Genomic DNA, 15,985 nt, shown 5'->3' on the forward strand with positions numbered 1-15,985 from the left:
ACGGTTTAAACTGTTCAAAAATCGATATTAAATATACTTTTTGCTCATAAATTCTTTTGTTTATTACATAAATAGCGAATAGTCTCAAGCTGATAGACCCTTTCAACCTATCAGCTTATTAAGCCTTATACAATCCCCGCAATATCCTTTAAAATTTTAATAAAAATTTCCTTTTCATTTTCAGGATATTTTTCAAAAACTTCATTTTGATGGCTATCGGCAATATCAAACAGATAATGTGCGGTTTTCTTGCCCTTTTCCGTTAACTTAAAAAATCCATCCGTTTCAATCAATAAACCATCTTTTTTTAAGATAAGCGCAGCTTGTTCGATCTCACGCATCGGCATGGCAATATCACGTGGTAAATCTGCTTTATTGGATGCGGTACCACTGCCCAACACCAATAATAATCTTGCTTCACTGGTCCGAAATCCAGTGATTAACTGCTTCGGAATATAATCGGTCTGATAAAATTTAAACGCCCGACTCATTAAATAGCAGACATTACTATATAAATGCCCTTGATGTAATTCGCCTAAGTCTTCTGCTTCTACAGTATCTTTGAGCTGTAATAATGGATGAGGAATCACACCTGAATACGCGCCTTGGTGATACACCAACGGACTACGCCCTTGATCATGAAACTTAACAACTTTGCCAATAATAATCCAGTGATCACCACCTTCAATAATTTCGTGTCGTTCACATTCAAACACTGCTGAACAATGGTCTAGAACTGGTGATTGACCTGCACCAACCTGATAACTTGTACCGTCATACTTATCGATATTGCGACGGGAAAACTTATTGGATAACTCTATTTGAGAACCCGATAAAATATTTACCGCAAAATGCGTAGCTTGCTCAAATACAGAAAAACTCGATGATTTTTTATCGATACTCCATAAAATGAGCGGTGGGTCTAAAGACACTGAGTTAAAACTATTTGCAGTGACTCCAACCTTCTCACCTTGCTCATTTTGTGCCGTAACAATGGTCACACCAGTAGCAAAATTACCCAATGCCCGTCTAAATTGCATTGGATCTATTTTGATTTCATCCATTGATTTTAATGAATTCATTATTCTCTCCTGAATCTTTTATCCTATTTAGCTCGGTATCTGAAATTGCTTGATCCTGTTAAAAGCAATTAAATATCCAGTACCAATCGTGCTGACTTTGCACGGGAACAGCACACTAGTATTTGTTCATTACTGGCTTTTTCTTCATCAGTAAAATACACATCACGATGATCAGGCTCACCTTCGATCACATCGCACATACAGGTTCCGCAGACGCCCTGTTCGCAAGACATTTCAATCTCAATCCCTTCACGTGCCAGTGCTTGCAGAATGGTTTCTTCGGCATTAACCATGATGATCTTGCCGCTACGCTCAGCGACAACTTCAAATGCATCACCGTTGGTTTCAAGCTCAACCTGAAAATATTCCTTATGAATCTGTTGCTCAGGAAAATTTTGCGTCAATGCCAAATTAATCACCCAATCCATAAATCCATTGGGACCACAGGTATAGATATGGCTTGCTTTGTCTATGTCCTGAATGGCAGATTGAAAAAACTCACGATGGCTAGCCCCTTCCGATTTAAAATGAAAGGTGGTAAATGGCGCCAATACACTATTTCTAATTTCATCAACAAAGGCACATTGCTCTGGGCTTGCCCCGCAATAATGCAGTTCAAAAGATGCATGTTCTTGTACCAATTGATAGGCCATGGTGATCAAAGGAGTAATTCCAATCCCCCCACCCACCAGTACAGCATGTTTGGCTTTGACTAATGGAAACAGGTTTTTCGGTTCGCTGACCTGTATTTGCATACCATCTTTTAAATCATCAAAAGCCGAGACTGAACCACCACGCGATTCTGGATCGCGTAAAATCCCCAGTCGGAATATGCCAACATCTTTTGGGTTTTGGCATAGTGAGTACTGACGCACCATACCATTGGGTAAGTGCACATCAATATGCGCACCTGCTTCAATTTTTGGTAATGTGGCAGAATTTGCAGATTCAAACTCCATGACTGCAACATTCCCACCTTCTACATGACGGTTTCTGACAACCACGTTATAGAGTGTAGCCATGATTTATCTCCCTTTTATGCATCTCGCCCAAGGCTTAACGCATAAATAATCCACCGTTAATATCCCACGTCGCCCCAGTGACAAATGCAGCGCTTGGGCTTGCCAACAAGGCACAGGTTTCAGCAATAAATTCCATACTACCTAATGCTTTGACTGGGATATTTTGAATAAATTGCGCCATTTTTTCGTCAGATACCACACTGTGTACAATCGGTGATTCCATTGGCCCAGGCGCTATGGCATTAACAGTCACGCCTTTAGCAGCAAACTCTTTGGCAAAGATTTTGGTCAAAGTCACAATTGCACCTTTGGTTGCAGCATAGTGTGCTCCTGTTGCAGTGCCTCCATTTTGCCCTGCCAATGAAGCCATATTGACGATACGGCCATAGCCTTGATCTGCCATATATTTGCCAATAATCTGACACGCTTGAAAGGTTCCTCGCTGATTCACTTGAGTGATCCAGTCAAAGTCAGCTACAGTAATCTCTAAAACAGGGGTTGCCTTGGTGACCGTCGCATTATTAATCAACACATCCAATTTGCTGAATTTTTGTTGAATCCACTGCACTGCAGCATGAAAATCTTGCTCAACTGAAATATCCAGTTTTAACGCAAACATATTCTCCGCATTAGGACTACGTGCTTTGGCATTTTCAGCCTTTTCTAAGCTGCTGGCAGAGACAATCACTTGATGCCCCTGTGCTGCAAAATATTCGGCGATCACATTCCCTAAACCAGATGCTGCGCCCGTGACTAAAACAACCTGTTTCATTTTTTGCGCTCCTAGAGGATGTAACTGATACCCGCCAAAGTATCGGTCGAGTTGACTAAGTTGATAATTTTACGATTGATCTTAAAGCCTTGTTCTGGATCACGAACCAAATGAAAAATCACATCTGCGGTGTAATGTTTTAAGCTTTCCTTACGGAATTCACGGAGGTTTTGTGCACAACGTAAAATGATTTCACCATCCTCATCTTTTACGACACGGATACGTGACACGCTACGGACGGTATTGGCTTTGGGTGCAGTCGAAATCGCTTCACCATTTTCCAAACGTTCGACCCGTAATGTACGCATATGATTGTTGTCATAGGCATAGTTCAAATTGTTTTCATAATCCTTCAGCGTCGGATCAATCGGAATGATATACACGCCTTTTTCATTCCAGAGATTGAGCCATTCACGGTATTCACTGTGATCTAACATGTCAGCTTCAGCCCAAACAAAAGCAGTCACTTCATTTAATAATTGCAAATTCATATTCATGCTACTCTCCTTAAGCCGTCATCATCTTTTTCCACTGCTGATAAGCAGCGCGCATTCCAGTTTCTGCACTGACATCGCTCTTTAAGCCATCTTCAGTTTTTACTTCGCCGGGTAAACCACGGTTCAACATGATCCATAAATCATGACCAGCATTGGCACCATGTTGCACACGTTCCCACGCTTCTGAGTCATCAGGCGTACCGAAACCAAATGGACCTTGGAAATGTTCATGTAGACGTAAGCGATATTGATTGGCAATCTGTGGACCACCATCCATCGTGATCACGGAATGGTGAATTTCAGTTTCATTGACTGAAATCGGTTGCATAACACGGAAGAAAGCCATTGAACAGGCAATGTTCGGGAACAGATTTAAGTTAAAACCAGAGCCACCCACAGCACGTACAATACGGCGTACTTCAAGTTCTTCATGCCCTTCATCACGTAACGCTTGAGCAAGCTCTTCAAAACGTTCCTGAATTGGACGTTCCATCAACTCTTCATCTAAATCAACCAGCTCAGGAATCATCACCATGACACTGTGACCATTGCCTAAGTCTTCAACATAGCCAGGTTGATTTTCAAAGTTAAATAGCTCTTCAGTCTTCTCATCGACTGAACTTAAGAACGACTTATGTACCAAGGGGAAATGATAAGCATCGGTGGTATTTTCCAGCTGGATTTTCCAGTTGCCTGGGAAACGGAAACGATGTTCACCCAATACTTTAATTGGATAACCTGCGCCTTGTTTCATAAACAAATCAATCCATTTTTTCGCAGCGCCCAAGAAATCCGCTAAAGGTTCAATATCGTCTTTAAAGGTGGCGAAAATCATACCGTTGTATTCTTCAACACGTAGGCTAATCAATGGAAACTCTGATTTATCCAGACATTCACCATAACTTTCAGGTGAAGGTACACCACGTAATGAACCATCCAGTGCATAGCTCCATCCGTGATACGGGCAAACAAAACTATTGGTTTTGCCTTTTTTATGTTCACATACAGTTGCTGCACGATGGCGACAACGATTGAGCAATACATGGACTTTTTTCTTACGGTCACGTACAACGACCACAGGTTGCTTACCGATATTAATGGTTTTATAGCTACCACCATCTGGAATTTCACTGGCATGTGCCACCCAAACCCAAGTGCTGTAATAAATCTTTTCCATTTCATCATCAAAGACACGCGCATCTTTATATAAAGAGGTATGCGCACGATCACTTTGAACTAACTCGCTGTAATCAATGTTAATATTCTGCATTGGAATAATACTGTTCATATCCATTATCCTTTTCAATTTATCCATAACTTATTGCTGAGACGGTACTGGCAATATCGCTGTACTGTTCCAGTGAGACACGGGGCGACTAAAAATATTTTCAGTCTGAAAATGTTTGATCTTCCATAGACCATCGGTTTGCTGTTTAAATTTCACGCTGAGTTTTGCGGCATTTAAATGGCTATCTCCATTGAGAAAGGTCGAGGTTTGCAACATCAACCAACTTGCATTGGCCTGATCACCGGCAATATAAATTTGTTCTGAGCTGACAAAATGCGCATTCATTACAAAATGTGATTCGGTTTGGGTATAACTTTTAAACATGTCAAAAATGGCTTGCCATGAAGCATAGTGACCAAAAGATTGCGCATATTTCTCACCAACTCCTTCCCAAATACTGTCCTGATCAAATAAATCCATTAATTCATTGAGGTCAGTCTTGGCATTTAATCCATCACAAATTTCCATATAACGATGAATACAATTACGTATCGCGTTTTGCGCTTCGAGCTGCTCTAAGCGTTGTAGGATAACGGTCAAATCCATCTGGCTATTCATGTCATATTCATCCTTGGGCATCTCGTGATTATTTAAATTCGGCTTATAAATAACCGGGTGCTGGCTGCATACCAAAGCTCACCAAAGCGGCATTTTGTAAAGTGGCATCGCCCATAAAGGCATGCTGAGTCACCACATTGGTATCATTCACAAAACGGCTAAATGGGTTATGGGTATAAATTGCAGTCATGCCCGCCAGCATTTGAATTTTGCGCGTTACACGTGCGCAAACTCGAGCAACATGGGTACAAGACAAGCGCATATCACTGATCTGTTCTGGTGTTGGCGTACCACCTGCAATAATCTCATTCCAAACGATTTGCATAGTGTCGTAGAACCAAACACGTGCTGCTTTAAACTCAGCTTCGACTTGGGCAAATTCATATTGAGTGACTGGGCGACTGGCAATTTCAGCGCCACCTGTAATGGATGATTTCCCTGGCGCTAACTTTTGGAATTCTTCCAACGCTGCTGCTGCAACACCGATCCCGACCACAGTTAACACCTGTGTTGCCAACGACAGTGATGGATATTTAAAAAAAGGTTCCGAAAGTTTGGACGGTTCACCACGGATAAAAGTCCAGTCATTGTTTACAAAGACATTATCCACCAACAGATCATGACTCCCTGTTCCCTTTAAACCGACCGTATCCCAAGTCATTTCGATTTGCGCTTGTTTTGCTGGGATAATTGCTAAACGTGGCAGACCTTGTGTGGTGTTATTGACCTGTGGACTAATCCCCACCCCAATAATATCGGCCCCCATACACCCACTTGAAAATTTCCATCGACCTTTTACCACCACGCCATCAGCTCTTAAATCTGCGGGTTGCGGTGGAAAAATACCTGCTGCAAATACAATATCTGGGCTCTCTTTATATAATTCTTCAAGTGTTTCTTCAGGCAGGCTCCCCAAATAGGCAGGGCTCATCCCAAAACTCGCAACCCAGCCCACGGACCCATCTGCTTTAGACAAACGTTCAATCAACTTACAAAACTGTTGAGGTGACCATTCATTGCCGCCAAAACGTTTCGGTACCAATGCACGATAGACACCAATCTGCTTTAACTTATCGATGATGTCTTGACTCACATACGCTTGGTTATCGAACTCGCCTGTACAAGCCCGTTCTCGAATCTCCTGACAGAGTGCTTCTAATTCCATTATTGTTGTGTCCATTACAAATTCCTTTGTCGATAAATTATTCATTACCCAACTCCTTGTCATTTATTGCGCGGCATCCACGATATATTTCGCAATTGCACACACCAGCTCATCCGAATTTCGTTTTGCCACGATTTGTAAACCCACTGGTTGCCCTTCACTGGTTTTGAGCGGTATTGAAATTGCAGGATGACCAGATAAATTGAATGGACGCACCAATGAGGTTAAGTTCAACAGTGCAACCATATGTTCTGCATCGATTAATTTGGGTGGGATTTCCGGAAGGGTTGGCAGTAACACAGCATCATATTTTTCCAATAAGCCATCAATTTCATTGATAAATTGTGCTTTGACCGCTTCCGCCTCTTTTACTTGTTGCGCCGTGGTTTGCGCAGATTTGAGCAAGCGAGCATGGATATCGTCACCCAATAAATCGGTTTTGGTTAACTCGCCATACGCCTGCCAATTTTCATAATTAATGATCTGCATCCCTGCATCATAAGCAGGTTCAAACCATTCAGATTTCACTGGTGTAGCTGACAGATTCGCCTGAGCAAGAAATTGCTGAATACAGTTCAATACCGTTGGATTTGCATTTACCTCAAGCCAAGCCAGTTTCGGCGTATGCGCTAATTTTTCCAAAGCATGAAAGCTTGGATCAATTATCTGCATTGCGGTTTCAATCATTGCAACCGAAGCGGCAAATGGTCCCACGCAATCCAACGAACTCATGGCTGGATGTATCCCTTGACGACTGACGCGATTGAATGTCGGCTTAAAACCATACACCCCACAACATGCCGCTGGCATACGAATTGAACCACCAGTATCGGTACCTAAAGTAAAATCAGCCAGCCCCGCGGCTACGGCAGCAGCAGACCCACTCGATGAACCACCTGGAATAAGATCAGGATATTGAGGATTGATTGCAGTGCCAAAAACAGGATTGATCCCGGTAATCCCAAAAGCCAACTCATGTAGATTGGTTTTTGCAGTAATTTGGCAATCCGCTGCCAAAATACGCTCTACCACTTCTGCATTTTTTGTTGCAGAAGGCTTATCCATCAAGGCTTTGCTCCCGATCATGGTCTTTAGACCTTGAATATCAATGGAATCTTTCACCATGACTTTTAAAGCACCGTGTCCTATTTGTACGTCTTGTACAACAATATTCATTCACTTTTCCATGTATTTTTGTACTTAATACCAATATCGGAAAAAGTAATGTAATTGTCAAGATGTTTTTATCAGAAAGAGCAAAGATTTTTTCTTTAATTTTTGTATAATGATGAATATTCATCTTTATAAAGTTATCACTTTGCTATGCTTACTCATTTAGAACAATTTCTACCTAATAATGAACCTAGCAGTTTACAAAGCTATCCTTTCTTTTGGATTTCTCAAGTGAATGGTAAATATACACAACTTATTGAAAAATCAATAAAAAAACTAGGTATCGACAATACACGTCGTAAAATCATTTTAAGTACCAATGCTTTGCAACAAGCCAGTATTACCGAAATTGCCAACCTCTCTACACTTAAATTGACCACAGCAACCAAAGCCATTTATCGCTTGGTTGAAGATGATATTGTGCAGGTTTTTTCGTCAGAGTCTGATGAACGTATCTCGATGGTCAAGTTGACAGACAAAGGTAAAGAATTGGTGGAGCAGATCAATCAAATCAGCCAAGTGACTTTATCTGGGATTTTAAATGCCTTTGAAGATGAAGAATTGCATCAGTTAAATGCACAGTTGAAAAAGCTATTCAACTTGATGCCATCAAGCTAAACGCTGTAAAAAATAGTCAAACCACCTAATTATTCATACTAGTGATTTCCATCAAGTCATTGATCATCAATCAAGCTCATGTTTTTTGTACTTTTGAATCATAGATGGTTATCCTCCCGCGGGGCGACAGGGATGTCGCCGTTGGGCGGGGGTACAGGACGTACCCCTCGCCCAGCAAAAGATTTTTGTCATCTTTTCATCTCTGAAAAGTGAGGCATTGCCTACGCAAAGGTGTTTAAACTTTGAACATAAGCTGTGGCATTGCAAGCTTTTTACAATCAAATAACCTATTTTTCCATACAATTAATTTAATTAAAAATATTAATTAAGAGACATTATTTTCTTGTCTATGCGTTTTTTGAAAGGTTGACGATATTAAACGGTGGTTTTAACTTACTTTTTTCAATTCGATCTGAAAAGGTCCGTAAAACATCTTGTTTATATTGATGAATATCCACATCCGCATAATTATAAAAGCCCTGCTTTTCACGAAGGCCATTACGCTGCTGCCGCATATTTTCCGCAATAATTTCAGGTGTTCGAAAACGCTCACCCAGCTCTTTTTGCAAATATTGCGAGGCATAATACAAGATATCGCCACCGCCCCAATCAATAAACTCCAATAAGCCTAAAACAGAAAAACGCAAACCAAAACCGGTACGAATAGCAATATCAATATCTTCTGCCGAAGCGACTCCATCTTCAACCATACGTGCCGCTTCATTCATTGCCAAGGCCTGAATCCTTGGCACGATATAACCCGCCTTGGCATTACAAACCACAGGTACTTTACCAATCACCTGTAGAAATTGCTTAAGCTGAGTCAATACCTCATTTGAGGTCTGGTCAGAACGGCTTAACTCCACCAAAGGCATGAGATAAGCAGGATTTAGCCAGTGTGCATTGACCACTCGCTCAGGATGCGAAATCATTTGCGCAATATCCGTCACTAAAAATGTGGATGTGGTCGAAGCCACAATACACTGCTGTGAAAGATATTGATCCAGCCAAGCAAAAATTTCTTGTTTGGCTTGTTTTACTTCTGGTACAGCCTCAAGGATCAACACACAGCTTGGCAATATGCCTGTAGCAGCCTGTTTAGATAAAATCGCAATCTTATCCAAAACAAAAACTTGCTGCTCCGCTTGAATAAACTGAATTTTCTCAAGCAACTGTAACTCTTGCTGTAAATCAGCACGAATTTGAGTTTGATATTGTTCAAATTCAGCTTCACTGCGTTGTTTTGCATCAATCAAATCAACGTTTAGTCCTGCATAAGCAAAAGCAATCGCAATGGCTTTGCCCATACGCCCAGCACCGAGCACCGCAATTTTTTCGATCATCTGCATTTTAGACTCCTTGTTGCAAAATCGCTTGCAGTTCTGCTGGGCCTTTATCCGCAAGACCTAAACGCTCAAAAGTACGTCCTTGTTGATATAAATCCTTACCCGTGACTGCTGACGCGATATTCAACAAGCCCTCAGCAACAGGGGTTGCAACACCTGCCCAACGTCCCACAGAAACTAAAAAAGATAATCCTAAACGAGTGTCTTCTAACATATAGCGATGTGAATCTAAATCGATATCCTCACGCCAGTCACCGCTGTCAGTTAATTTTCCATGTGCCCCACGTCCATACATCCATTCATCCCCCTCACCTTCACGATTATAATGATCCGCCAAAGGAAAATGTGGTGCGGCATATCCCAATGCTTCACGTACTTGCATTCGTTCCGCATCGAGTTGATTGGTGACACGACGAATTGAGGGTTGAGTACCTTCGTTATGAATATCCCACGCTTCAAAATGTTCAAGTGGACCCGCATTCATCAAAATTAAAGGTGGATGAATAATGGGTCCAGCATTCATCAATGCACCACTTAAGCTGTCCTCAACGGGTTCAACGCTAGGATAAGCCTGCTTAAGCACTTGAAATGCCTGTTGTGACAATACGCTTGGAAATACGCCTGTGGGTAAACGGGTCGCATAACCACTAATCACAATTTGATTCACCCCATGTTTACGCACCAAATAAGGCAAAGTTCCCGTTTCCGCAAATGCCACTTGCGCAGTGTTACCTGCTTGTTGCATCGCCTTGGCAAAGATAAAACTACCAAATGTCGCCGGTGGCAAGTACACCACTTGCCCTGCTTTAAAAAATGGCGCTGCTTGACGGGCTAAATCATCATGTGTGGTCGCAGGTAATGGAATAATAATTAACTCAGCATGTTCAATGGCACGTTGCAAATCATCAGACAAATTAATCTGACTCTTTTCAAAACCCACCGTCACAGTACGATCGCCCTGATAATCCTTAATCTTTAATTGCCCAGTGCCAGCAAGTTGTTGTAAAGCATCTGAATCACGGCGCCATAACAGCACCTCATGCCCTTTTTCAGCCATTTCTGCCGCAGCTGCATAACATCCATGACCGCCACCTAAAACTGTAATTTTCATCATTGCTCTTCCTGATTTATTTCAATTCATCATAGAAACGCAATAACCTGCTGGCTTATCCAAACACGCAACACGTGTTCAGTTTACGAAAGCATTGTACTCATTTGAACAGGACTCATTTTTAAAGTTTTAGAGGGCAAACACCCATAACGTTTTTTATACAGCGTAGAAAAATGCCCTAAACTTTGAAAGCCGTGACGCAGCACAATATCCGTCACTGTTTCATTGGTTTGTGCATGCTGTAAAGCCAAATGTACCCGTTCAAGTCGCTGATCACGGATATACTCGACTGGGGTTTGTTGTAAATACTGACTAAAGCCTTTTTGCAATGTGCGGATCGACACCTCACAACACTGGCTTAAATCCGCTAATGAAATCGGTTGTTCTAAATGATTCTGAATATACTTTTGTGCTTTTTTTAGATATCCGGGCAAAATATGCTGTCTTTGCAAATTAAGCTGATCACTATAGTTATTTGGGATCTTTAATAAAATCAGTTCAATTAAATACTGGGTAAAACTCGCAGAGATAAAACTCCAATTTTGAATATGATAATAGGCATGGCACAAATAATTGAGGGTTTCAATAATCGAGTCTATGCCTTCCTCGGTACAGGACAAACTCATATCAAAGATAACCGGTTCATGACTGGTATGCCCCAACATTTTAAACAATTGGGTTTCTACATCATGTTGAGCAAGTTTTAAAATAATATTTCGGCAATGCTGATTGGTCTGGATTTGCTGTTGAGTATGTGGATGCGTAATTGACATAATCCCGACTGACTGTAGCACCTGTTGGTCTTCTATACCTACTTTACATTGGCCTTCCAGTGTCAATCGAAATAAATAAAAATCAGAAACTTCATCAATGGTAATTATCACAGGTGCGCTATATTTAAGATCATACAAGGCACAATTTCCAAAGCGAAAACCATTTAAACGGGTATTTAACGGTTCACGCACTTCCACCTCAAAACGATGAGGGCTTAAATAATAACTGACCTGATCTTTAATGGTTTGATAATCATCCGATTTAAACAATAGCAGTTCATCCAGATAATCCAATTTGAAAAACTGTTCCATTCTTTCACTCCCTGATTATGGATTGACCAAACAAGTCACAAAGCCCATTACAAAGAATGGGCGCTGTGACTGATTGAGAACACCATTGGATTAAGAGGCATGTTCCTGCTGCATACTGGCGCTAAATGCCTTACAGCCCTTTTTCAATAAGATAAATGCCAACACACATGAAATCGTACCCACGATAGACAAAGACATCCCCACCATCAGTGGATTTTCAAAAATTTTATCTGTAATCAATGCCACCAACGTGGTACCGATTCCAACTGCAACCAAATTACTGATCAGCAAAAATACGGCTGAGATTTGTGCACGCAACTGATTCGGTGCCAGCATTTGCATTGCTGTGGTTGAAATTGGCATTGGGAAAGAGGCAAAAAACATGGCAGGGACCAGAAATACCACAGAAAGCCACAGCTCATTGACTTGGGTAAACACCATAATTGGTAAAATTAATCCCACGATTCCGATCACACCGGTAATCATTGGCGCGTCCTTACGTCCTTTTTGAATAAACCAGTCATTGAGCCAGCCTGCACAGAATACGCCAAGAATATTTGCCACCAATAACACCGTGCCTAGCATATAGCCTGCTTCTGTCGGTGTAAGGCCAAACTTACGCATGTAAAATGCTGGTGACCAACTAATCAAGCAATACAGCGCCATTGCATAGAAGGTAAAACCTAAATAATGGCAAGTAAAAGTACGACTATGTTTTTTGATAAACTTAAACGCATCTTTCATGCTGGTCTTTTCAACTTGACCTTGTGCATTTAAGCGCTGACCTTTACGTTGCGGTTCTCTCACCGTAAGTAACACCAGTAGGCCAATAAATACCCCAGGCAAGCCCACGATAATAAATGCCGCCTGCCATGCTCTTAATGCACCAAATAAAGGAACCTGAATGGTGTCCATATTTTTAAGCAAGCCAATCACATAACCGCCGACCAGAAAAGCAATCCCTCCACCGACAAATGAACCAATTGAATATACTGCAACAGCACGGCCTAATTTGTCCTTACTGAACATATCACTAAACATTGAATACGCTGCTGGAGATAAAGCAGCTTCGCCCACTCCAACCCCCATACGGCTTAAAAACAGTTGAATAAAGTTTTTACTTAAGCCACAGAATGCAGTTGCAATGCTCCAAAACACTACCCCGACTGCAATAATTTTTGGTCGAGAAAATCGGTCTGCCAAATAGGCCAGTGGCAGCCCCATAAAGGCGTAAAACAACGAAAAGGCGAGACCATGTAATAGACTAAATTGGGTATCTGACAATCCTAGATCAGCCTTAATCGGTTCAATCATCAGTGCCAGTATTTGCCGATCTATAAATGAAAATATATAAGCCAACATGCAAAGTGAAACAACATACCATGCATATGTATTTGAATGAGAGCCTGTTGGCTCTGGTGAATGAGTATCCATTTTTCTTCCTTGTCCATGCATTTTTATGATTGGTATCTTTAAGAAGATGTCGCGTATTTAAGGAAATATCCATTTCCTATCCACCTCCTTGATAAAAGCTTAGCTTACTATAGTTATTTTTACATGGAATTTTCCATGTTATTTTAAGTATATAGTTATACCTTTTACTTCACAATGCTCAACTCGAACAAATTTATTTTATTTAAAATAAGAGATATCAATAAGATATTATGTTTTATTTAATTTGAAATTATTTTTTGGAGCATCCTTGAAACATAGGTTAAAAATTTAATTTTAAAATAATATTGAATTTTACATTTATTTTTACATAATATAGAAAATACACCTCTCATAGGAAATGGATATGCCGCTGTCAAAACAAGATGCAATTGAAAGTATACATAGCATGCACGTACTGATTGAACGTATTTTTAACGGGAAACATACAGAACAAGATCTTCCCCTACTTATTGAATATTTTTCCGATCATTTTGAGATGGTCGGCGCAGCTGGAAAGCGTTTTTCCTTAGCCGATGTCAAAGGTCTGTTTAGCAATAATCAGGGCAAGATGCCAGATCTACAGATTGAAATTTATGATGAACAAATTTTGATGCAAAGCGAACAAAGCATTGTTCTCACCTATACTGAAAAACACACCAAGGAATCAGGAATTCTAGTTCGACGTTCTTGTGCACTGATTGAAGAAATTCAAGGAAAAATGCAGTGGAGTTATTTACAGGAAACTTTTTTACCTTAAATAGCGGTCAGTCATAATAACTCCATTATTCAATGCAACGCTTTAAGTTCAATAAGATATCAATTTAGAATATAAATGATTGAGTTGCGACTTAAAGCTTAGTCCCCTCGTTTTTGGCAAACACTTTGTCTGTTTTCATCCCCATCATTAAAATTTTACTTAAAAAACAAAATTACGGCGAAGTCCAATTCAAAAATATGAGGGTCTGTTGACATTTCATAAATGGCTTGCGTTGTAGGCAAAAATTGAGCAGACAAGGCATGAAATGAAGAGAATAGCGAGACTATTTTCGAGTTTCATAACGAAGGCTGAGATAATTTTAGCCACAACCCCTTCGGGACTAGCGTGTTTTTTGCCGCTACGTCGTTACGAACTACTCATTTAGAATGACTAAATTTCGTATTTCGTGCCTAGTATCGCCTAAAAAACACACATAGTCGCAAACATAGACGAATTGTTAACAGACCCTATTTATTTCAAAAGTATGCATCTTGTTATGTATAAAGCAGATTGAAAAATCCTGTCGCAATCTCCTCAACAAAAATGTATCCAAGGATTTAATCTGCATAAAGTGGATAAACACATGGAAAATCTGGATAGAGCCCTTCTTTAAATCGCGGTTCAATCAAACAAAGGACTGATTGGATAGAGGAAGAGCCCATGACTGCACGTAACCTCGCCGAATGGCAAAATTTTGTACACAGCTGTATCGATTTTCTACCAAATGATGGTGTTTATCGAATTGCTCGCGATATGTTTACCGAACCAGAACTGTTTGATCTCGAAATGGAGCTCATTTTTGAAAAGGTCTGGATTTATGCTTGCCATGAAAGTGAAATTGCCAATAACAATGATTTCATTACAGTACAGATTGGCCGACAACCGATCATTATCAGCCGTGATGGTAAAGGCGAACTACATGCCATGGTCAATGCCTGTGAGCATCGTGGTGCAACCTTGACCCGTGTGGCTAAAGGCAATCAGTCTGTATTCACCTGCCCGTTTCATGCTTGGTGTTATAAGTCGGATGGCCGTTTGGTTAAGGTCAAAGCGCCAAATGAATATTGTGAGGATTTTGATAAATCCAGCCGTGGTTTAAAACAAGGCCGTATTGCCAGCTATCGTGGATTTGTTTTTGTCAGTCTGGATACTCAGGCCACAGATTCACTGGAAGACTTTTTAGGTGATACTAAAGTGTTTCTTGACTTGATGGTTGATCAATCACCAACAGGTGAGCTTGAAGTATTACCAGGTAAATCTGCTTATACTTTTGCAGGCAACTGGAAACTACAAAATGAAAATGGTCTGGATGGCTATCACGTTAGTACCGTGCATTATAACTATGTTTCCACCGTTCAACATCGCCAGCAAGTTAACGCAGCCAATGGCAGTGAACTCGACACACTTGATTATAGTAAATTAGGTGCGGGTGATGCCGAAACGGATGATGGTTGGTTTAGCTTTAAAAATGGACATAGTGTGTTGTTCAGCGATATGCCAAATCCAGCGGTACGTCCTGGTTATGATGTGGTGATGCCGTATTTGCTGGAAAGATTTGGGGAAAAACGCGCTAAATGGGCCATGCATCGTTTACGTAACCTCAACCTTTATCCAAGCCTGTTCTTTATGGATCAGATCAGTTCACAACTGCGTATTGTCCGTCCAGTGGCGTGGAATAAAACTGAAGTTATCAGCCAATGTATTGGTGTCAAAGGTGAATCAGCGGAAGCACGTCGTAACCGTATTCGTCAGTTTGAAGACTTTTTCAATGTATCAGGATTGGGTACACCAGATGATCTGGTGGAATTCCGCGAACAACAAAAAGGCTTTCAGGGTCGTTTAGAACGCTGGAGTGATATCTCACGCGGTTATCATCAATGGAATTATGGCCCATCACAAAATTCACAAGATCTTGGTATTGAACCCGTGATCACAGGGCGTGAATTTACTCATGAAGGGCTATATGTTAACCAGCATGGTCACTGGCAACGCCTGCTCCTCAATGGACTCAATAAAAAAGCACTTAAGATGCAAGAAGTCACTTTTTTAAATCAATCTGTTACGGATGAGGTGTAAC

General features: G+C 40.8%; 15 protein-coding genes. 3 read left to right on the forward strand and 12 right to left on the reverse strand.

All coding sequences use genetic code 11. The features are described from left to right. Positions 1–125: 125 nt before the first annotated feature. The 8 genes from AC07WY_RS04910 to AC07WY_RS04945 form a co-directional block, all read right to left on the reverse strand. Positions 126–1,085 carry a p-hydroxyphenylacetate 3-hydroxylase reductase component gene (locus tag AC07WY_RS04910; protein ID WP_419336227.1) on the reverse strand — a complete coding sequence of 320 codons (960 nt, stop codon included), beginning with the start codon at positions 1,083–1,085 and terminating at the stop codon, positions 126–128. A gap of 65 nt (positions 1,086–1,150) precedes the next feature. Next, entirely contained in the window at positions 1,151–2,104 is a 954-nt protein-coding gene (locus AC07WY_RS04915; RefSeq protein WP_494735831.1) for a PDR/VanB family oxidoreductase, read from the reverse strand. A 34-nt stretch (positions 2,105–2,138) separates the two neighbouring features. Then, positions 2,139–2,876 carry an SDR family NAD(P)-dependent oxidoreductase gene (locus tag AC07WY_RS04920; protein ID WP_494735832.1) on the reverse strand — a complete coding sequence of 246 codons (738 nt, stop codon included), beginning with the start codon at positions 2,874–2,876 and terminating at the stop codon, positions 2,139–2,141. Positions 2,877–2,887: 11 nt separating this feature from the next. Beyond that, the gene (locus AC07WY_RS04925; RefSeq protein ID WP_004721595.1) at positions 2,888–3,373 is read right to left on the reverse strand and encodes an aromatic-ring-hydroxylating dioxygenase subunit beta; all 486 of its coding nucleotides are present in this window, start codon (positions 3,371–3,373) and stop codon (positions 2,888–2,890) included. Between the two features lie 10 nt (positions 3,374–3,383). Beyond that, a complete protein-coding gene (locus tag AC07WY_RS04930; RefSeq protein WP_004721598.1) occupies positions 3,384–4,661 on the reverse strand; it encodes an aromatic ring-hydroxylating oxygenase subunit alpha in 1,278 nt (425 codons plus the stop codon). Between the two features lie 30 nt (positions 4,662–4,691). Beyond that, positions 4,692–5,219 (reverse strand): nuclear transport factor 2 family protein, encoded by a 528-nt coding sequence (locus AC07WY_RS04935; protein ID WP_494735833.1) that lies wholly within the window; start codon positions 5,217–5,219, stop codon positions 4,692–4,694. A 43-nt stretch (positions 5,220–5,262) separates the two neighbouring features. Beyond that, complete coding sequence (locus AC07WY_RS04940; RefSeq protein WP_494735834.1) at positions 5,263–6,429, reverse strand: acyl-CoA dehydrogenase family protein; 1,167 nt, start codon at positions 6,427–6,429, stop codon at positions 5,263–5,265. Positions 6,430–6,447: 18 nt separating this feature from the next. After that, positions 6,448–7,560 (reverse strand): amidase, encoded by a 1,113-nt coding sequence (locus tag AC07WY_RS04945; RefSeq protein ID WP_494735835.1) that lies wholly within the window; start codon positions 7,558–7,560, stop codon positions 6,448–6,450. Between the two features lie 147 nt (positions 7,561–7,707). Here AC07WY_RS04945 and AC07WY_RS04950 point away from each other — a divergent pair, with 147 nt between their 5' ends. Then, positions 7,708–8,175 (forward strand): MarR family winged helix-turn-helix transcriptional regulator, encoded by a 468-nt coding sequence (locus AC07WY_RS04950; RefSeq protein WP_004721604.1) that lies wholly within the window; start codon positions 7,708–7,710, stop codon positions 8,173–8,175. A gap of 347 nt (positions 8,176–8,522) precedes the next feature. Here AC07WY_RS04950 and AC07WY_RS04955 read toward each other — a convergent pair whose 3' ends face one another. The 4 genes from AC07WY_RS04955 to AC07WY_RS04970 all read right to left on the reverse strand — a co-directional run bounded on the left by AC07WY_RS04955 (position 8,523) and on the right by AC07WY_RS04970 (position 13,151). Beyond that, a complete protein-coding gene (locus tag AC07WY_RS04955) occupies positions 8,523–9,524 on the reverse strand; it encodes a 3-hydroxybutyryl-CoA dehydrogenase (RefSeq protein ID WP_494735836.1) in 1,002 nt (333 codons plus the stop codon). Between the two features lies 1 nt (position 9,525). Further along, positions 9,526–10,632 (reverse strand): NAD/NADP octopine/nopaline dehydrogenase family protein, encoded by a 1,107-nt coding sequence (locus AC07WY_RS04960; RefSeq protein WP_494735927.1) that lies wholly within the window; start codon positions 10,630–10,632, stop codon positions 9,526–9,528. 83 nt (positions 10,633–10,715) lie between these two features. Further along, positions 10,716–11,717 (reverse strand): AraC family transcriptional regulator, encoded by a 1,002-nt coding sequence (locus tag AC07WY_RS04965; RefSeq protein ID WP_419820619.1) that lies wholly within the window; start codon positions 11,715–11,717, stop codon positions 10,716–10,718. 90 nt (positions 11,718–11,807) lie between these two features. After that, the gene (locus AC07WY_RS04970) at positions 11,808–13,151 is read right to left on the reverse strand and encodes a spinster family MFS transporter (RefSeq protein WP_262085639.1); all 1,344 of its coding nucleotides are present in this window, start codon (positions 13,149–13,151) and stop codon (positions 11,808–11,810) included. Positions 13,152–13,515: 364 nt separating this feature from the next. Here AC07WY_RS04970 and AC07WY_RS04975 point away from each other — a divergent pair, with 364 nt between their 5' ends. Both AC07WY_RS04975 and antA read left to right on the forward strand, forming a co-directional pair. After that, positions 13,516–13,908, forward strand: coding sequence for a hypothetical protein (locus AC07WY_RS04975; protein ID WP_004820393.1), 393 nt, complete (start codon positions 13,516–13,518; stop codon positions 13,906–13,908). Positions 13,909–14,568: 660 nt separating this feature from the next. Then, the gene (antA, locus tag AC07WY_RS04980; protein WP_494735837.1) at positions 14,569–15,984 is read left to right on the forward strand and encodes an anthranilate 1,2-dioxygenase large subunit; all 1,416 of its coding nucleotides are present in this window, start codon (positions 14,569–14,571) and stop codon (positions 15,982–15,984) included. Position 15,985: the final 1 nt, after the last annotated feature.

This window comes from Acinetobacter sp. GW821-FHT01C12 (assembly GCF_059422625.1).